The 18,138-nt window shown below is 37.2% G+C and carries 13 protein-coding genes; 7 read left to right on the forward strand and 6 right to left on the reverse strand.

The annotated features are described in order from the left end of the window. Nucleotides 1–8 precede the first annotated feature (8 nt). Genes HUW48_RS05140 through HUW48_RS05160 form a run of 5 tightly spaced genes read right to left on the reverse strand, consistent with a single transcriptional unit; the run spans nucleotide 9 to nucleotide 5,059 of the window. A complete protein-coding gene (locus HUW48_RS05140) occupies nucleotides 9–671 on the reverse strand; it encodes a NeuD/PglB/VioB family sugar acetyltransferase (protein WP_182414654.1) in 663 nt (220 codons plus the stop codon). Then, entirely contained in the window at nucleotides 664–1,785 is a 1,122-nt protein-coding gene (locus HUW48_RS05145; RefSeq protein ID WP_220463994.1) for a DegT/DnrJ/EryC1/StrS family aminotransferase, read from the reverse strand. The genes HUW48_RS05140 and HUW48_RS05145 overlap by 8 nt, the downstream gene beginning before the upstream one ends. Nucleotide 1,786: 1 nt before the next feature. Continuing rightward, a complete protein-coding gene (locus HUW48_RS27200; protein WP_182414655.1) occupies nucleotides 1,787–2,290 on the reverse strand; it encodes an acyltransferase in 504 nt (167 codons plus the stop codon). Between the two features lie 4 nt (nucleotides 2,291–2,294). Beyond that, a complete protein-coding gene (locus HUW48_RS05155; protein ID WP_182414656.1) occupies nucleotides 2,295–3,347 on the reverse strand; it encodes a Gfo/Idh/MocA family protein in 1,053 nt (350 codons plus the stop codon). Between the two features lie 56 nt (nucleotides 3,348–3,403). Further along, complete coding sequence (locus HUW48_RS05160; RefSeq protein WP_182414657.1) at nucleotides 3,404–5,059, reverse strand: hypothetical protein; 1,656 nt, start codon at nucleotides 5,057–5,059, stop codon at nucleotides 3,404–3,406. An 857-nt stretch (nucleotides 5,060–5,916) separates the two neighbouring features. Here HUW48_RS05160 and HUW48_RS05165 point away from each other — a divergent pair. The 7 genes from HUW48_RS05165 to HUW48_RS05195 all read left to right on the forward strand — a co-directional run bounded on the left by HUW48_RS05165 (nucleotide 5,917) and on the right by HUW48_RS05195 (nucleotide 15,641). Then, on the forward strand, nucleotides 5,917–7,311 hold the full coding sequence (locus HUW48_RS05165; protein WP_182414658.1) for an undecaprenyl-phosphate glucose phosphotransferase: 1,395 nt from the start codon (nucleotides 5,917–5,919) through the stop codon (nucleotides 7,309–7,311). Nucleotides 7,312–8,089: 778 nt separating this feature from the next. Beyond that, on the forward strand, nucleotides 8,090–8,992 hold the full coding sequence (locus tag HUW48_RS05170; RefSeq protein ID WP_182414659.1) for an SDR family oxidoreductase: 903 nt from the start codon (nucleotides 8,090–8,092) through the stop codon (nucleotides 8,990–8,992). 238 nt (nucleotides 8,993–9,230) lie between these two features. Further along, entirely contained in the window at nucleotides 9,231–10,190 is a 960-nt protein-coding gene (locus tag HUW48_RS05175; protein WP_182414660.1) for a ComEA family DNA-binding protein, read from the forward strand. Between the two features lie 478 nt (nucleotides 10,191–10,668). Then, entirely contained in the window at nucleotides 10,669–11,532 is an 864-nt protein-coding gene (locus tag HUW48_RS05180; RefSeq protein WP_246343699.1) for an SdiA-regulated/phytase-like domain-containing protein, read from the forward strand. Nucleotides 11,533–11,780: 248 nt separating this feature from the next. Next, nucleotides 11,781–13,943: a TonB-dependent receptor gene (locus HUW48_RS05185; RefSeq protein WP_182414661.1), complete on the forward strand. Its 2,163-nt coding sequence runs from the start codon at nucleotides 11,781–11,783 to the stop codon at nucleotides 13,941–13,943. 158 nt (nucleotides 13,944–14,101) lie between these two features. Beyond that, nucleotides 14,102–15,157, forward strand: a complete 1,056-nt coding sequence (gene leuB / locus HUW48_RS05190) for a 3-isopropylmalate dehydrogenase (RefSeq protein WP_182414662.1) — start codon at nucleotides 14,102–14,104, stop codon at nucleotides 15,155–15,157. A 274-nt stretch (nucleotides 15,158–15,431) separates the two neighbouring features. Continuing rightward, the gene (locus tag HUW48_RS05195; RefSeq protein WP_182414663.1) at nucleotides 15,432–15,641 is read left to right on the forward strand and encodes a hypothetical protein; all 210 of its coding nucleotides are present in this window, start codon (nucleotides 15,432–15,434) and stop codon (nucleotides 15,639–15,641) included. 413 nt (nucleotides 15,642–16,054) lie between these two features. Here the strand turns inward: HUW48_RS05195 and HUW48_RS05200 are convergent, their stop codons facing one another. Beyond that, nucleotides 16,055–18,004, reverse strand: a complete 1,950-nt coding sequence (locus HUW48_RS05200) for a KUP/HAK/KT family potassium transporter (protein ID WP_182414664.1) — start codon at nucleotides 18,002–18,004, stop codon at nucleotides 16,055–16,057. Between the last annotated feature and the right edge of the window lie 134 nt (nucleotides 18,005–18,138).

Genomic DNA, 18,138 nt, shown 5'->3' on the forward strand with positions numbered 1-18,138 from the left:
TTTACACTTTAAAGTATATTTTGATTGTTGTAAGCATTGAGTTTATTCAGATCATGGAGATTTCGGGCAGGATTACCCACCATTTTTGCCTCAGTAGTAACATTTTTTATTATATTACTTCCTAAACCTATCAATGATGCATCACCTATGCTGATGTTATTTATAATGTTCGTACCACTGCCGATATAGCAACTATTTCCTATTATAGTTCCACCGGCAATTACTACGTTACTTCCAATGATCGTATAATCGTCTATAACTGCATCATGGTGAATTACAGTGTTGGGTAGGATACAAACATGATTGTTAATGCGGGCATTACTTGTAAGCACAACTCCTGCCATGATCAGGCAATTATCTCCTATTTTTACGTTTTTGCCAATTGTGGCTCTAGGATGTATGGCTGTAATGTACCTACTCTTATCCACATTTAAAGTGCTGATTATTTCTTTTCTTCTATGGAAGGTAGCCGGGCTACCAGGAACTGCCAAAATAAAGAGTTCCTGGTATTGCTGCAGGATTTCCCGGGAATAGATATAATATTGTTCTGATTTCTTTTGTGGATCATCATCAATAAAACCAACAAGATCATAGTCATCAAAACTAATACAGTCCAATGATTCTAATCCATTGCCATTATAAGGAAATATAACCAGCTTTTTTTTAGGCATTTTTATAAGCGTTTAGCACCTTAATAATATGGCTAATTTCTGCATCTGTCAGTTCAGCATACATGGGCAAGGATATACAATGCTGCGCCAGGTATTCCGCATTTGGGCAATCTCCTTCCTTATACTTCAAATGTGCGTAAGCCTTTTGCAGATGACATGGAACTGGATAGTGCAGCCCTGGAAAAATATTATTTTCGTTTAAATAATTTATAAGCCCATCTCTATTCTCTGTTGTTAGCACAAAAAGATGGTAAACAGATTTAGCCCAATCCGGCTGATATTGTAGTTTTATATGAGTGTTTTTAATTTCCTGTTGATAACGCGTAGCTATTTCTCTTCTACGGTTATTCCATTCTGGCAAATATTTCAATTTAACGTTTAAAGAAGCCCCTTCTAAACCTCCCATCCGCATATTAAACCCAACTTCGTCGTGATGGTAGCGCACCATGGAACCATGGTTTCTTAAGCTAAGTAGGTGCTTGTAGTATTTTTCATTTTTTGTAGTTATGCCTCCTGCTTCCCCGCAAGCTCCCAGGTTTTTACCAGGATAAAAGCTAAAACAGGCCATCTCTCCAAAGCCACCCACCGGTATATCATTGTACCTGGCACCCTGAGCCTGAGCAGCATCTTCTAGTAAGGAAAGATTATGCTTCCGGCAGATTGCCAATAATGATTCCACATCAAAAGGTTGTCCATATAAATGCACTCCTACAATAGCTTTGGTTTTAGGAGTAATTTTCTCTTCGATTTTAGTCGCATCTATCTGCCAGGTGTCGGAGGTACAATCTACGAATACAGGTATGGCACCAGTATAAGACACCCCCCAAGCAGTAGCAATAAAAGTATTAGCCGGAACAATTACTTCATCTCCAACTCCAATACCTAATGCAAGCATGGCCAAGTGTAAGGCTGAAGTGCCATTATTTACTCCAACTGCATATGCTGTTTGGCAAAAAACCGCAAAGTTCTTCTCAAATTCTTCTACAAATGGTCCACCTGAAAATGCTGTACTTTCATACACCTTTTCGAAGGCATCAAAAACTTCCTTTTTAATTTGTTGGTGTTGACCTTTTAGATCGAGGCAGGGGATCTTTTCTAATATAGCTGTTTGCATATCAGGCAAGTATTTGGTCAGTGTATTTGATTAATTTGGCAGGATTACCAGCTACAACAGCATTTTCCGGAACATCTTTAGTAACGACGGAACCTGCTCCAACAATGGCTCTTTTACCGACGCGAACACCACAAAGAATAGTAACACTGGAGCCTATAGATGCACCCTCTTCTATATAAGTTTCCACACAATTCCAATCTGCCTCGGTCTGGAGAGATCCATCTTTGTTAGTTGCCCGGGGAAACTTATCATTGATGAAGGTGACGTTGTGGCCGACAAAGACATTATCAGCAATGTGTACGCCTTCACAAATAAAAGTATGACTGGAGATTTTGCAGTTTTTGCCAATGGAAGCCCCTTTTTGTATTTCTACAAAGGTACCTACCTTAGACCCATCGTCTATACTGCACCCATAAGCATTCACGAAGTTGTATATCTTCACGTTCTTACCCAATCTTACATTATGTAAGCTTTGTTTATTACTATCAACTGTAACTAAATCCATAGTATTAGATTAAAATCTCTTGAACATTAGGTAAGACAGGTAAATTGGCACTTTTCAACACAACTTCCTGGCCGTTATGTTTAATTGATTTGTTTGATGCTTCTAAAATTCTGACAACATCCAATCCTAAGTGACAGGAGGATTGGGGTTGCTTTTTTTCCAGAATACAGGAAATAAAATCATTTGCCATGCCGAGAAGGGCTTCGGTTGTTTCTAATTTAGGAACATGTATGTCTCCGGTTCTGTAATCAACTAGAACCCGATTCTTCTCCTCGTCATTAGAATGGCTATATCCTGTGTCATAAACTTTTATTTTCTCGGTTGGCTCCAAATCGTTGTACAAAATCATTTTTTTATCGCCCCCTATTAACATCATTCTAACCTTTACAGGGCTTGTCCAGGAGCAATTAAAGTGAGCAATAAAACCTGAAGCATAATTAACTGTAAGGTATGCTATATTTTCAATTCCATTGTTAGTGTGTGTAATGCCAGTAGAATTTACACTATAGGGACGCTCGTTTACAATATAGTTTAGGATGGATATATCGTGTGGTGCCAGATCCCAAAGCACATTAATATCGTGCTGAAATAAGCCTAAGTTAATCCTAGTGGAATCTAAATATTTAATGTTTCCTAAATCCTGATTATCTACTAATTGTCTCATTTTCTGGACAGCACCTGTATACAGAAAGGTATGGTCCACCATAAGCAGAACGTTTTTTTGTTCTGCCAGATTAATTAAAATCTCAGCCTCTTCTATAGACGACGTCATAGGCTTTTCAAGCAATACATGCTTTCCCTCGTCGAGTGCCTTTTTAGCCAGCTTAAAATGAGTGAAAACAGGGGTGGCAATTATTACGGCATCAATATTGGGATCATAGATAATCTCCTCTGCATTTCTAACTCCTTTAATTGAAGGAAATACTTTTTCTAATTGCTGCAATCGTTCAGGTCGCGCATCAGCTACTGATTTTACACAGCAATCTTTTGCAGCGAAAAAATTTCTTACAAGGTTTGGTCCCCAATAACCATAGCCAATGATGCCTACATTTACCATTACATTAAAGTTTTAGATATTTTGTTAGACGATTCTTTTTTACTAATTTCTAATGATTATTTTTTGGATTCCCGTGCGAAAAGCTTATATGGACCAAATGGTTGTTTGTAAATTTTATAAAGGTTGCGTAATCTTATGGTATTTGTTGTTATACCATCAAAAGGAAGGCGAGGTAAAGGTTTTTTATATAATTGGTAATAACCAAGATCGTACATGCCATTTTCTTTAAGTTGATTGACTAAATTTTTCGTTAAATTTTCTTCACCTATTATAGCAAAGTCAATAAGTGGCAAAAGCCTATCGATTTCTTTTGGTGATAATTTATTTTCTCCCCACGCAACATAGGGATAATACATCCTCCAGCCCAATGAACGACCTATATAATATAATTCATATGGAGCAAATACATTATAGTTCCCTTTACCTAACATTGACTCACCAACTCTATAAAGCTGATCTATTTCTTGGTCCTTTACTTTTTCAAGCGATAATATTGTGCGGGCACCAATAGATAAGGTTATTGACCAAATTAGAAGAAATACAAGTACATAAGCTTGTAGGGAGGAAAAAAGGAAAGATTTGTAATCAATTGAACGGGTATGTCTAACATGGAACAAGTAAGCAGTCCCAATTATAAAATAAGGAATTAGATAAAGGACACGATTGGGATATACCAGTGTACAAATCATAATTAAAGCGGCCGTAAGTCCAGCGACGAACAATCCCACCTTTTTTATTCTGATTATACCGATAAAAGCAATTAATGGTAAAACAGGACTGTATTTAAAAATTTTTAAAAATCCAATTGCAGATTCAAAGAAACGCATGTAAAAAGGTTTATCAGCCTTAATATTTTCGTCTCGGAGATTAATTTGAATAGTACTTATTACATCGCTTATTTGTGTCAATAGCTTTGAATAAATAGGAATTATTAAGAAGAAGAATGCAATTAAACTTCCTAAACCAAATATAAGAATAGGTAATGCAACTTTGTTCCAACTCTTAGTTCTTGATTTAACTAGGCTTAAAAGGTATATAAACTCTAATAAAATTAATGGATATAAGAAAAAGGCTGATGGCCAAATAAAAATCGAAACGACAGTCATTCCCCCCGCAAGAGCTATGCGGATTTCGCAAAAGAATTTTTCAAGATGTAAATTATTCGATGTGTTTCTTAATAAAAGACATACAAATAAGCAAGAAGCTATTGTCCAGCCATCTAGCCGCCCTAATGTATAACTTTGAACAAATAAAGGGTCTAAAAGGAAAACCAGCGAGAGAAACAAAGCTACCTTATGAGATGTTCCTATTGCCAATAACCATTTCACCATTATTGTTGCAGCAAAAAATGCACCTATTAGCGCAAAAATACCTGGACCAAAATGGCCTGTTTTCTGGTAAATGATTTCCTGGAAGACTATACCTAAATAAGAAAATAAATATACAGGTTGCATTTGCTTGGTCATCCACGAGATTGCCCACCTTGTATCCGGCTGAAGAATGATTCTTCCTAAATCAACATTCATGTGTTCATCTACCCAAAAGTTTGGTGATTTGACTATAGTAAAGGAAAAAATAATGAATATGATTAATAGATAAATAATCCATTTACTCCAGAAATCTCTAGTAGTAATACCGTTTTCTAGTAAAGTTGGATTGACCTTTACATTTACCTTAGTTGTGAAATTGTTGAATTTAATTTGTGATAGCATTACGAAAAACTTTCCTACTTATACATGTTATTATGATTATCAGGATACACCTTTCAGTATAATTCTTAATGTGGTTATTACCTTAGTAGTTCTAAGTTCATAAGGTAAAAAAACAACTATAAGCATTGAAAGAGTTGTAAATTAAAAGATCAAATACAGATTCATCTCTCTCCAGTAGCCAAGCTATGAACCAGCGTTAGTTAAGAAGATGAATTAACCTCCGAAAGATTAAAAGTTATAGATTTATCTAAATGAAGATAAGGTGAAACATCAATGGCAGAAATGTAAATAGAAAAAAATAAAACCAGTGACAAAAACCAAAATCTTCAGAAGTGCCAAATGATAAAATTAAAAATTGAAATTGGTGGAACTTTAATTGTGGCTTCAAAGGGAAAATAATGTTGGCTTGGTTCAGTTAAACTAAAGCTTGTAATTTTTAATTTCATATAATACCAATTAAGTATTTGATTTATAATTATCAACTAAGTATAATTTATCAAAGTAAATTTATACCTGGCTAGGATCTGGTGTAAACTATATCTATATACTAAATATTAGATATTGAAAGTTATCGTCGAAATATATAGTCATTCAATTTTACTAGGGTAATTTTAGTTAATAAATATTAAAAAAAAAAAGATTTTTAATTAAATTATTATATTTTGCAATTAAAATAATGGAATGGCATTTATTCTATTTAATTACTTCTTATTGTCTTTTTTATGGAATTTTTTTTCATTTAAAAATGTGTTTACTTTTATTTATAAATTATATTTGTTAATATAAAGATTAAATTGTAATTTCTTTAGGAGAGTTGTGGGAAATATTATAAATAAGATTTATCGGTATTAAAGTATATGACGCACAAATACACCACCTATTTTAAATGGATAAATATAGTATTCGATTACTTAATCCTAAATATTTGTCTCTTTTTGGCTCTTAGTTTTGATGGGGCTCTTTCCTTGTCTGGACATTTATCTGAACTAAACAAACTGGAGCTACTGCTTTTAAATCTTATTTGGTTCTACTGTGCAAAATTATTCGGCTTATATAATAATGTTTTAGATCGGGATGCTTTGCCTACTATGAAGGCCTCTATTTTGGCTATTGTAGTATATTTTGTAGGTATTTATTTACTCTCCTTAACTTTTCCCCTTTTAGATTTCACTTTTACCTTTTTATTCGTTTTTCAGCTATCTTTATTTATTTTATTAACTTCCTGGAAGTTTTACTTCCTCGCTTTAAGGAGAGCCAAGCGAAAATTTTGGATAGATTGTACCCGTATTGTAGTTCTAGGAGCTGGCCGGGCGGGGGTAGAAGTAAGTAAATTTTTTAATTCTAACCCTCAATTAGGTTATAAAGTAGAAGGGATTTTTGATGATAGTGTTTCTGGAATGGTGGATGATCAACCTGTATTAGGTAATGTGGAGGATTGTTTTTCTTACATGAAGGCTGCGGGCATCTCAGAAGTTTATTGTGCTTTACCAAACAAAGAAGTGAGCAGAATAAAAAGCTTGGTGAAGGAGGCAGATAAACAAATGGTTCGATTTAAGATGGTGCCGGATATAAATGATTTTATTGAGCATGATGTTATTAGCGGTAAAAACGTTAAATTTTCAGTACTAACACCCCGCGTTGAGCCCTTAGAGAATAAATTTAATGAACTTCGAAAACGCTTATTTGACATTGGTTTTTCTTTGTTCGTGGTTATTTTCCTACTTAGTTGGCTTATACCCCTACTGGGTTTAATTATCAAATGGAATTCTAATGGGCCGGTATTTTTTAAACAACTACGTTCCGGAAAAGACAATAAGCCTTTTTACTGCTTTAAATTTAGAACAATGACGGTTAACTCTGATTCTGACAGTGTGCAAGCGCGGAAAGGTGATATGCGGGTAACTAAAGTGGGTGCTTTTCTTCGGAAAACCAGTATAGATGAACTACCTCAGTTTATAAATGTATTGCTCGGGGATATGTCGGTGGTTGGCCCAAGACCACATATGCTGAAACAAACTGAAGATTATTCAGTTTTAATTGATACATATATGGTTCGTCAGTTCCTTACCCCAGGTATTACTGGGTGGGCGCAGGTAAATGGCTTTAGAGGAGAAACCAAAGAAACCGAAGCCATGTCGAAGCGGGTGGAAGCTGATTTATGGTACCTAGAGAACTGGTCTTTATTGTTAGATATACGAATTGTGTTATTAACTATATGGCAAGCAATTAAAGGTAACGAAAATGCCTATTAATTGCTGAATAGGTAAGTTAATAGACAATTTTTATTGAGAGAAATTAGTCTGGAAGAAAAGCCTGATAGATTGTATTGCAGAAGAAAAGAAGGTTTTACCTGAAAAACCTTTAGCTACTATTTTTGTAAAAGAAGCTAGTGCCAACCCTAATAAAGCACCTATTATTCCGTAGATCAAAAATTCGATAAGAACCATTTTATAATATTTTATTGATACTCCTGCTTATACTTTATTTTCTTACGTAAAAACTAATATTTAAGTTATAAGAGCGATAAACCTTAGTTAACTAAAAGAATTATTTTAAAATTATAAATGTTTCAGAAGCCCGCTTAAATAGATACTATTTATTTGTACATTTAGTGAATAGATTGAATTTAGTCTAACACTTTTCTTAATTAGATGCAATATGACAGGAAGGGCTTTGGGAGGATCTTTAACTTTAGGAAGAATCAATTATTAGAGAGGATTTTATATCAAATTATAAGAAGCGCCCGGTTACTATAAAACATCACTAAACCTCTTCATTCTTCTCTTATCCTTAAGGCTTTTAAGAAAACCCATTTTGCACTCCTAACTGTGCTGGGAAAGTAGTCAACTCAATTGGCATTTTATAAAGATATGCTTTGTAAGCTACTAACCATTTTAACTTTACTTTCTAAAAGTACTTTCAAGTAAGCATCATTCAGGTAAAAATTACGTTTATTCGTGTTTCAGGAATAAAAACACGAACTGGTGCAGGCAAAACATAATAAAAATAGCGTACCGGTAATTTGCCTTTATGAAAAAGAAAATCTTAATAACAGGTTCTAACGGGCTACTGGGCCAAAAACTAGTAGATTTATTATTGCCGAATTCGAACGTTGAATTAATTGCGACCTCCAGGGGAGAGAATAAATTGGCGGCTCTTTTTCCGGAGCTAAATTTTGTTTCGCTGGATGTTACGAACCCTGCTGAAGTGGAACGGGTAATCGCGGTGTACCAGCCCTCGCATATAATACATACGGCGGCCATGACCAATGTAGATGAATGCGAAATTAACCGGGAAGCGTGCTGGAAACTGAATGTAGATGCAGTAGCGAACCTGGTGAAAGCGGCAACCGAAAATAAAGCGCATTTTATTCATTTATCCACTGACTTTATCTTTGATGGCCAATCGGGACCTTACGATGAGGAGGCTGCTCCGAACCCCATAAGTTATTATGGCGAAAGTAAGTTAGCAGCCGAAGAACTGGTAAAACAAAGTACGGAACCTTGGGCAATTGTACGTACGGTGTTGGTGTACGGGATTGTGCACGATTACGGCCGCTCCAACATTGTGCTTTGGGTAAAAAACAACCTGGAAAATCAGAAACCGATTAAAGTAGTAGATGATCAGTTCCGGTCCCCAACCCTGGCCGAAGATTTAGCAGTGGGTTGCTGGTTGATTGCGGAACAGGATGCAGAGGGGATTTTTAATATTTCGAGTAAAGAAATTTTAACGCCTTATGCCATGGCACTGCAAGTAGCCGATTATTTTAAACTAAACACTTTTTACATTACCCGGGCCGATGCTGCCAGTTTTTCGCAGACCGCTAAACGGCCCGCCCGTACCGGATTTATTATTACTAAAGCCGAGGAACAATTGAATTTTCGGCCCCGAACTTTTTCGGAAGGAATTGCCGTTGTGGCCAATCAGCTTTAGGAATAAAAAAGTAAAACTTGCTTTAGTAAATCGCCAACAGTAGTTGATTACTAGTAACCTGTAATAGCGTTTCTACTGTTTATAAATAAAGTTAATTTACTCAAAAAGCAGTATTGTGGGCGAACTAAATTTATTCTTTTAGCTTTTATTCTTTATTCACAAGCTTGGCAAACAACTTTAACCTTTAGGCGAGGTTTGATGAGTGGGTAGAAAAAGTAATTATAATAATATCAGATTAATGAAGAGCATAAAACGCTGGATTCGTGACTACTTTCATTTTAATCAACGCGAAACCAACGGCTTTATTCTTTTAATTCTAGCACTTGCCATAATTGCCGTTTTTCCTTTTTTGTGGAAGCCGAAAGAAGTAACTTATGATCTAACACGTGACAGGCAAATATTAGATAGTCTGGCAGTTCAACTGGAAACCAGTCCTTATGACCTATCCCGCCCAAAGAAGGAAATAGCCGTTATTGAGCCAATTCCACCAGAACTATTACAGCCCTTTGATCCGAATAAACTTACTCAGGCCGAGTGGGAAAAATTTGGTTTGCCGTCTTATGTTGCTAAACGGCTGCTTACGTACCGTGATAAAGCGCACGGATTTACTTATAAAGATCAAATCCAGCGTATTTACGGATTTCCGCCCGAACTGTACACGCAACTAGAACCTTATATTACTTTACCCGCTAAAAATAATAATAAGGCCTTCGCGTATTCTGAAAGAAAAAACGAACGTTCTTATCCGAATTATCCCGAAAGGACAAAACCTACGTTTACTCCTAGGCCTTTTATTCTAAGACCGTTTGATATTAATACAGCCGATACTATTCAATTAAAACAGCTCCGAGGCATTGGGTCAAAATTGGCCACCCGGATTGTAAAGTTTCGGGATAAATTAGGTGGTTTCGAGAACCTGGAACAGCTCCGCGAAGTGTATGGCCTACCCGCCGAAATGGTAGATAGCTTACGGAAGTACACTTTTGTAGATAAAAGTTTTCAGGCGAATAAAGTAAATATTAATGCGGCTACCTTGGCGCAATTGCAGCAACATCCGTATCTGGGTTATAAACTGGGCCGGCACATTGTAGCTTATCGAACGCAACACGGACCTTTTTCGTCCCTCGACGATCTTCGCAATATTAAAACTTTAGACGAGGCTACTTACCAGAAAATTAAACCATACCTCACTCTATAGCTAATCCATAAAATCTTTCTGAATCATAGATAAATCTATCTCCTAAAAAATATTAAAAACTAAACTTAAACTTTAAAGGAGTAGGAGTTGCTCTAAAGTTAGAGTTTCTAATAACAAAAGTGAGGTTTAAAACATCATGAATTGTTTATTTAGAATCCAAAAGCAACTGACACCAGTTTGGCTATGGAGGGCCTTCTAAGGTTGTGGTTCTGCGCAGCAGAATTCCAACGATAAGGTCGAGGAAAGAAGAAAATAAGAATAATAGCATCTCTTACGCTGTTTTTAAGGGAGATACCGTAGGGAGATGGACTAACCGAGACCCAAAGGCCAGGAGGCAAACTTGAATCATCATATTATTTAGTACCGTTGCATGGGGCTTGAAAAGACTTCAAGTGAAATCAATTGAAATGGGTTTAAGAAAGCTTATCGAGAAAGATAATATTCTCGTTTATTAGCTTTATAAAAATTCAAATCTTGTATGCTGCTGGAAAAAGTATTTACTATTTATGTGTTTTTCCAAACCTTGTTGTGCGGCTGTTCTGCTGACCGTCGACACGCCGGATTTCTGGTGAAAGAAATGCCCTACAGCATTAAGAAAGTAGGTAAGATGGATAAGCGGGAAGTAAAAGAAAGCTCAGGCCTAGAGCTTGCTCCGGACGAAATTACCTTATGGACACACGCCGACAGTGGCAACCCTCCCCAACTTTACCATATAAACGCAACTGGTAAATTGTTGAAAACAGTAAATATTCCGCATGCCTCTAATCTAGATTGGGAAGATTTAGCCAAAGACAATAAGGGATATCTATATATTGGTGATTTGGGCAATAATAGTAACAGCCGGAAAAACCTGCGCATTTTTCGGGTAAAGGAAAGTAATATGTCTCAGGTAGATACTATTTCTTTTTCGTACTCCGATCAAAAAGCATTTCCACCGGTAAAAAAAGATTGGAATTTTAACTGCGAAGCATTCTTTTACTACCAGGATAGCTTATATCTTTTCTCCAAAAACCGGAATCCGCGCGAAAAAGTAAAAATGTACAAAATACCGGCGCAACCTGGCTCTTACCAGGCAAAAGTGGTAGATAGTTTAAACTTTGCTTCGCGAATTACTGCGGCTGATATTAGTCCGGATGGCCAAATGGTTGCGCTACTCGGTTACGGTAATCTTTATCTTTTTCATATGAATGGTGGCTCTACGTTCTTCTCCGGTAAAAAATACTGTCTGGCTATTCCGCAATCTGGTCAGGCCGAAGCGTTGGTTTTTCTAAATAATAAGGATTTACTACTTAGCAATGAAGGCGGTAAGATCTTTCGAGCGGTAAAGAAAAAGGAAAAGTAATATACTGTTTAATTTGCCAACTGTTCTCTAAACTCATTTCATGGACGTATTTTTTAATAATTTATAATGTTATTGAAACATATTTATTCTGCACTTTATAGAAAGAAGGTATAAGTTAATAGTTCTCTAAAATGGGTTTTTAGTAAACCATTTCAGAGAAGACTTTAAATTATAGATCAACCTCAACACCTTGCTAAATAACTTTTCTGATCTTTCTTTTTCTCGTCTGCTGGTGCGTATAATATTTTATGCAAAAAATATTTTTAGGATTGTTTCTGCTGGTAAGCAGTCTGAATGTTGAGGCGCAAAATTCATTAATCTGCCTTGTTCGGGATAGTGTTACCAATATTCCATTGCCGGGAGTTACCATTATGCTCAATCATACAACTAATGGTACAACTACTGATGCTAACGGCAAGGCTACGTTACCAAACATACCTAATGGCCCACAAAGCATTTTATTTAGTTTTCTGGGTTATGCTAAAAAGCAAGTTAAATTTACCTTTCCATTAAATAGCTCTAACCAAACACAATCAATTTTATTAGCTCCTGTAATAGCTGCTTTAGACGAAATATATATTACCTCTACCCGAACAAATGCTCGTATTGAGGATCTGCCTATTCGGGTAGAAGTACTAGGCCAGGAAGAGATGGACGAAGAAAGCACGATTGTTCCCGGAAATATTACTAGTATTCTAGGCGATTTAGCCATTATTACGGTGCAGCGTTCTAATCCGGTTAATGCTAATGACGTTATCCGGATGCAAGGCTTAGATGCGCGCTATACTCAAATCTTAAGGGATGGTTTGCCGCTTTACGGCGGCTTTTCAGGTAGTTTGGGCGTATTGTCAATTCCGCCGCTCGATTTAAGACAAGTGGAAATTATTAAAGGCTCGGCTTCTACGCTTTATGGAGGCGGGGCTATTGGCGGTTTGCTTAATTTTATTTCAAAAACACCTACCGATTCAACTCAAAATATTTTTTTACTAAATGCGAGTACTTTAAAAGAATATAATGTTAACTCGTTTTTATCCAGAAAATGGAAGAAAGCGGGCTATACTATTTATGCCGGCGCTAACTACAAACAAGCTAACGACGTGAACCATGATGGTTTTGCCGAAGTACCCTTTGATGAATATAATACTATTCACCCGCGCTGGTTTTTCTACCTAAAACCCGGAACGGATTTAACGATTGGGTATAGCGGCACTTATAATCAGCGCCAAGGTGGTGATTGGAAGGCTATCCGCAATCATCCTACCATTAATCATCCTTTTTTACAAAAGGAAAAAATTTTCCGGAACATGCTGGAAATTCAGCTCAATCATCAGGTAAATGCTCAACGTAAATTTAACTTAAAATCTGCCGGAAACATTTTTAAACGGGAAATGCAATTACCTAATTTTGCTTTTACCGGTACTCAATATAATTCATATACCGAAGTCAATAATTTATGGCAACTTCCTAAGCAAAGTGTAATAGTAGGTGTGAACGTAACTACGGAGGCATTTAGAAAAATTGAACCTGATTTAGTGTTATTTAAAAATTATACTAACATGGTGCCAGGTGTTTTTGTACAGCACGACTGGCAAGTCTGGCCAAAATTATCACTTGAAACCGGGCTGCGCTTTGATCATCATAACCGTTTCGGAAACTTTGTTTTGCCGCGACTTTCCTTTTTCTATAAGCCAATACGCAACCTATCGGGTCGGGTGGCTTTTGGTACGGGCTACAAAGCGCCCACTTTATTTGATTTTTCCGATCCTTCGCTTACATTAATTGACTTTGCTAAAAATACAAAAGCAGAGAAATCGCAGGGCATAAATGCAGACCTTAATTATAATATTCTCTTATGGGATTCACTTAGTATAAGCTTAAATCAGGCGTTTTATTATACCCATATAAACCACATAAATGTGCTGGTTTCTAATACAGCTGGTCAGCAAACATTAATTAACACCGATTACCATGTAGTTAGTTACGGAACTGATACCTACGCACGTATCGAATATAATTCCTTAGAATTGTATGTTGGATATAATCATACGTACGCTTACCATAAAAATACCCAGGTTAAATTTAATATGCCTTTCAATCCTAAAGATAAGTTTTCGACAACCTTGGCTTACGAAAAAGAGGGAAATTGGCGAACCGGAATGGAGGCTAGCTACAGTGGCAATCAGTATTTATTCAATAATCAAAAAGTGAAAAATTATTGGTTTATGGCTGGTATGATAGAGAAAAAATTTGGCAGCAATAGCTTAGTAGTAAATTGCGAAAACATTTTTGATGTGCGTCAGTCTAAATATGAACCCTTAGTAGAGGGAACCATAACCACTCCGGTATTTAGGCCTCTTTGGATGCCAGTAGAAGGGCGGGTAGTAAATGTTTCTCTTAAAATTTTGTTGTGAAGATTATTTATTGTGAGGGGTTACAATAGTCAACGAATCATTCTACACCCAACATTTGCCTGCAATCTTCTATCCGTATTTGAATTTTCCGGTAAAAAAATATAGCATCCTACCGGAAACTGCTTACTTTTGGCCTCCATCAGAAAAACAGCTTGTTCATGAATAAGAAAATAGCCGTTCTGCCTGGCGACGGGATTGGGCCCGAAGTAACCGCCGTAGCCGTAAATGTTCTGCAGAAAGTAGCCGAAAAATTTAATCATCAGTTTACCTTTGAAGAAGGATTAGTGGGTGCCTGTGCCATCGACGCTACGGGCAATCCCTTTCCGGAAAAAACCTGGCAATTATGCCAATCAGCCGACGCCATTTTATTCGGGGCAATTGGTCACCCGAAGTACGATAACGACCCCTCAGCTCCCGTGCGGCCCGAGCAAGGTTTATTAGCGATGCGTAAAGCACTAGGTTTATTTGCCAACATCCGGCCGGTAAATACTTTTAAAACGTTAGCCGATGCCTCGCCGCTTAAGCGCGAAATAGTAGAAGATGTTGATTTTGTAGTGTTCCGGGAATTAACTGGGGGCTCTTATTTTGGGGCCAAAGGCCGCTCCGACGACCGTAACAGTGCATATGATACTTGCACGTATACCAAAGACGAAATTTTACGGATAACAAAACTGGCTTTTGAAGCAGCCGGGAAACGCCGCAAAAAAGTAACCCTTGTTGATAAAGCCAACGTAATGGAAACTTCCCGGCTCTGGCGCGAAGTAGTACAGCAATACGCCAGCGATTTTCCGGAGATAGAATTAGAGCTTATGTTTGTGGATAATGCCGCTATGGCACTCATTCAGAATCCGCGCCGCTTTGATGTAATTTTAACCGAAAACATGTTTGGCGATATTTTAACGGATGAAGCATCCGTGATTACGGGTTCTTTGGGTATGTTACCTTCGGCTTCGGTGGGTAGCCAGGTAGCTTTGTACGAACCTATCCACGGTTCGTATCCGCAGGCAGCCGGAAAAAACATTGCCAACCCCATGGCCGCAGTTTTATCGGCGGCAACTTTGCTCGAAACTTCTTTTAATTTAATGGAAGAAGGTAAAGCCGTTCGTCAAGCCGTAGAAGAAGCTTTAAATAATGGTTTTGTAACGGTAGATATTAACCCGACTAATCATTTGGGTACCCGTGAAGTGGGCGAGAAAATTTGTAGCTTTATTTAGAAGTAGCTTTTGCTTTATTATTTTATTTTCCGGCGAATGATTGTAGCGCCAGCGTTACATTCGTCCGCCGGAAAAATGTTTAACCTGAGTTTTTTCCTTGCTGCATTCCCGCTCAATACCCGTCTTTTTATTGGTTGTTTTTGTATTTGGTAAATAGAGGACTAAAGCAAAGTTATTTTCTTATTTTTTTGCTCTAGATTATTACTTCTCTTTTATTTTTTCGTACATACAATGCTACCAATCTTATCTTTCAGGATTTATCCTCTAAACTATCATGCAGTACATTAATACCACTTGCGGTAAAGAATTTGACCTCGACAGTACCGAAAAAGTTATTGAAAAATCAAACAGTTTATTCTCCTACAACATTCATAAACTAAAAACGGGAGAATACATCATCGCAGAAAAATTTTACGCCAACCCATACAACAACCGTTACATTTTATTAAACGACGAACAAATTGAAGCGCTAAAGGAAAGTTAATTTTTACTGGCAATTATTTCTTATTTGCTCCGGCAGGCACCTCTGGATTGTCTAACAAGATTGTCCAGAATCTTTGTAAAGACTCAGTTTTAATTACTTTTTTGCTGCTATTCCAGGAGGATTTAACCGATTAAGGGCTACCTCATGTAAAACAGCCTATTGGCTATTTTACTAATGAGCGGCTTACTATTACTAAATTTTATAAATTAACTTCCATAGAGCTACGGCTTAAACCCGGTAGGTTTGCATACCTATCAGGTTGGCTTCTTTTTGAAATACATTAATGGTATTTAGTAAATTTTACTTGGTATTAGTAGTATAAACAGCTTCAATTATATCTTTTCTGCCTGTTAAATTTTAGTAAAACTAGCACCAAGGTTAGTATTAAAGCAGAAATACATATTGATTAAAGACTAAACTACGCGGGTTAACTCAACGTTGTGAATGGGGTTAATAACTAAAGGTACTTTTTCAATTTTAACTGAACTCATATCTAAGCCAAACCACTTGTCTTCAGAGGCAATAACTTCTTTTATGTAGTAATAAGCCTGCATAATTAATTTTTCATCCCAAGGTAAATCATTTTCTAAGGATAAATATTTTTCTAATACCACAAACCGAAAATCGCCGATAACATTTTGCCGGCTTAAGGATTCGTAACGGCTGGTAATATCTACTTCTTTATTCTGCACCAGGTTTTCTACTACTTTCCGGAAATATAGATTTATGCGTTGTTCTACCCGGAAACCTAAGTTAAAATCAACCCGGATAATATCATTATCTAAAAGATGATGTACTTTATATTCCATGGTATATGGGTCGTCGGTGGTATTTACGTGCAGAAACCAATAAATATCGGCTCGCTTTGGGCGCTTCTGGAAAATGGAATATATAATTTTAGATTCGATGTAGTTTTTGCGTTCGGCACTGGTCATGTAAATGAGGTGCGTGGTATATTTAGGAATAGATTCGTCCTCGCTCAACTGCCTTAAAGCATCGGTGTATTTTTCTAGATGTACCTCGTCGGTTAACCGGCGTTTGATGTAGAAAGAACGCAGCCACACATACATTACTAATACTAATATAGAGCCTATTACTACGGTTACCCAACCACCATGCGGAAGTTTTAATAAGTTGGCTACCAAAAACGAAAGTTCGATAGCCAGATAAACTCCTAAAAACAAACCAACAATTATTTTAGAGAACTTCCGCAGGTACAGGTAATAGCTCATTAATATGGTAGTAGCCAACATAGTTATGGTAATGGCTAATCCATAGGCAGCTTCCATGTTGCTGGACTCCCGGAAATACAACACAATACCAATACAGCCCGCCCAAAGCAATTTATTTACACTAGGTACAAATAGCTGGCCTTTTACGTTGGTGGGATAACGTAAACGCACCCTGGGCCATAAGTTAAGGCGAATGGCTTCGCCAATTAAGGTAAAAGAACCGGTAATTAAAGCCTGGCTGGCAATAATGGTGGCTAAAGTAGCAATAGCAATACCAATGAGCAAAAACCAATCGGGCATAACGCCATAAAAAGGATTATCGCGCTCTTGCAACGATTGGCCAATATGCTGGGTAAGCCAGGCCGCCTGACCAAAGTAATTTAATACCAGGCATAGTTTAACAAAAATCCAGCTAATGCGAATATTATCCCGGCCGCAATGGCCCAGATCAGAATATAAAGCTTCGGCTCCGGTGGTACACAAAAATACCGAACCTAAAAGCCAATAACCACCAGGGTAGAGCACCAGTAAACGGTAAGCGTAATAGGGATTTAGCGCTTTAATTACTTCCGGATGAATTAAAATATTACTTATTCCTAATACCGCCAGCATGGTAAACCACACGAACATAATAGGGCCAAATGCTTTTCCTACTATCTGAGTACCAAAACTCTGGGCAATAAACAAGAGCGTTAAAATGGCAATTACAATAGGAATGGTAGGAATATGCGGGTAGATAATCTGCAAACCTTCAATAGCTGAAGATACTGAAATAGGAGGCGTTATAATGCCATCGGCCAGCAACGAACTCCCTCCAATAATAGCCGGAATAACCAGCCATTTGGCTTTGCGGCGTACCAGGGTGTATAACGAAAAAATGCCACCTTCCCCGTTGTTATCGGCTTGTAAGGTTAATAGAACATATTTAATAGTGGTTTGTAAGGTAATTGTCCAGAACACACACGACACACCGCCGTAGATGAGTTCCTGGTTTATTACGTTGCCGCCGCTTAAAATAATGGCTTTCATTACGTACAAAGGAGAAGTACCAATATCGCCGTAGATGATGCCTAAAGCTATTAATAATCCCCCCGTGGAAAGCCGGTTGTTAGAATTATGTTGATTTGACATGGTTGTTGCTAAATGCAGGGTAGTAGCTAGAAGTGGTTCTGAAAAAAGGTTAAATAGTGCTTCTACTTAATTTTCGCGCAAAGAAACGTAATTTTTATTGAATTTCTTCTAATCTGATGCGTAATCCTGTTTTC

It is taken from the genome of Adhaeribacter radiodurans (genome assembly GCF_014075995.1).
Taxonomy (GTDB): domain Bacteria; phylum Bacteroidota; class Bacteroidia; order Cytophagales; family Hymenobacteraceae; genus Adhaeribacter; species Adhaeribacter radiodurans.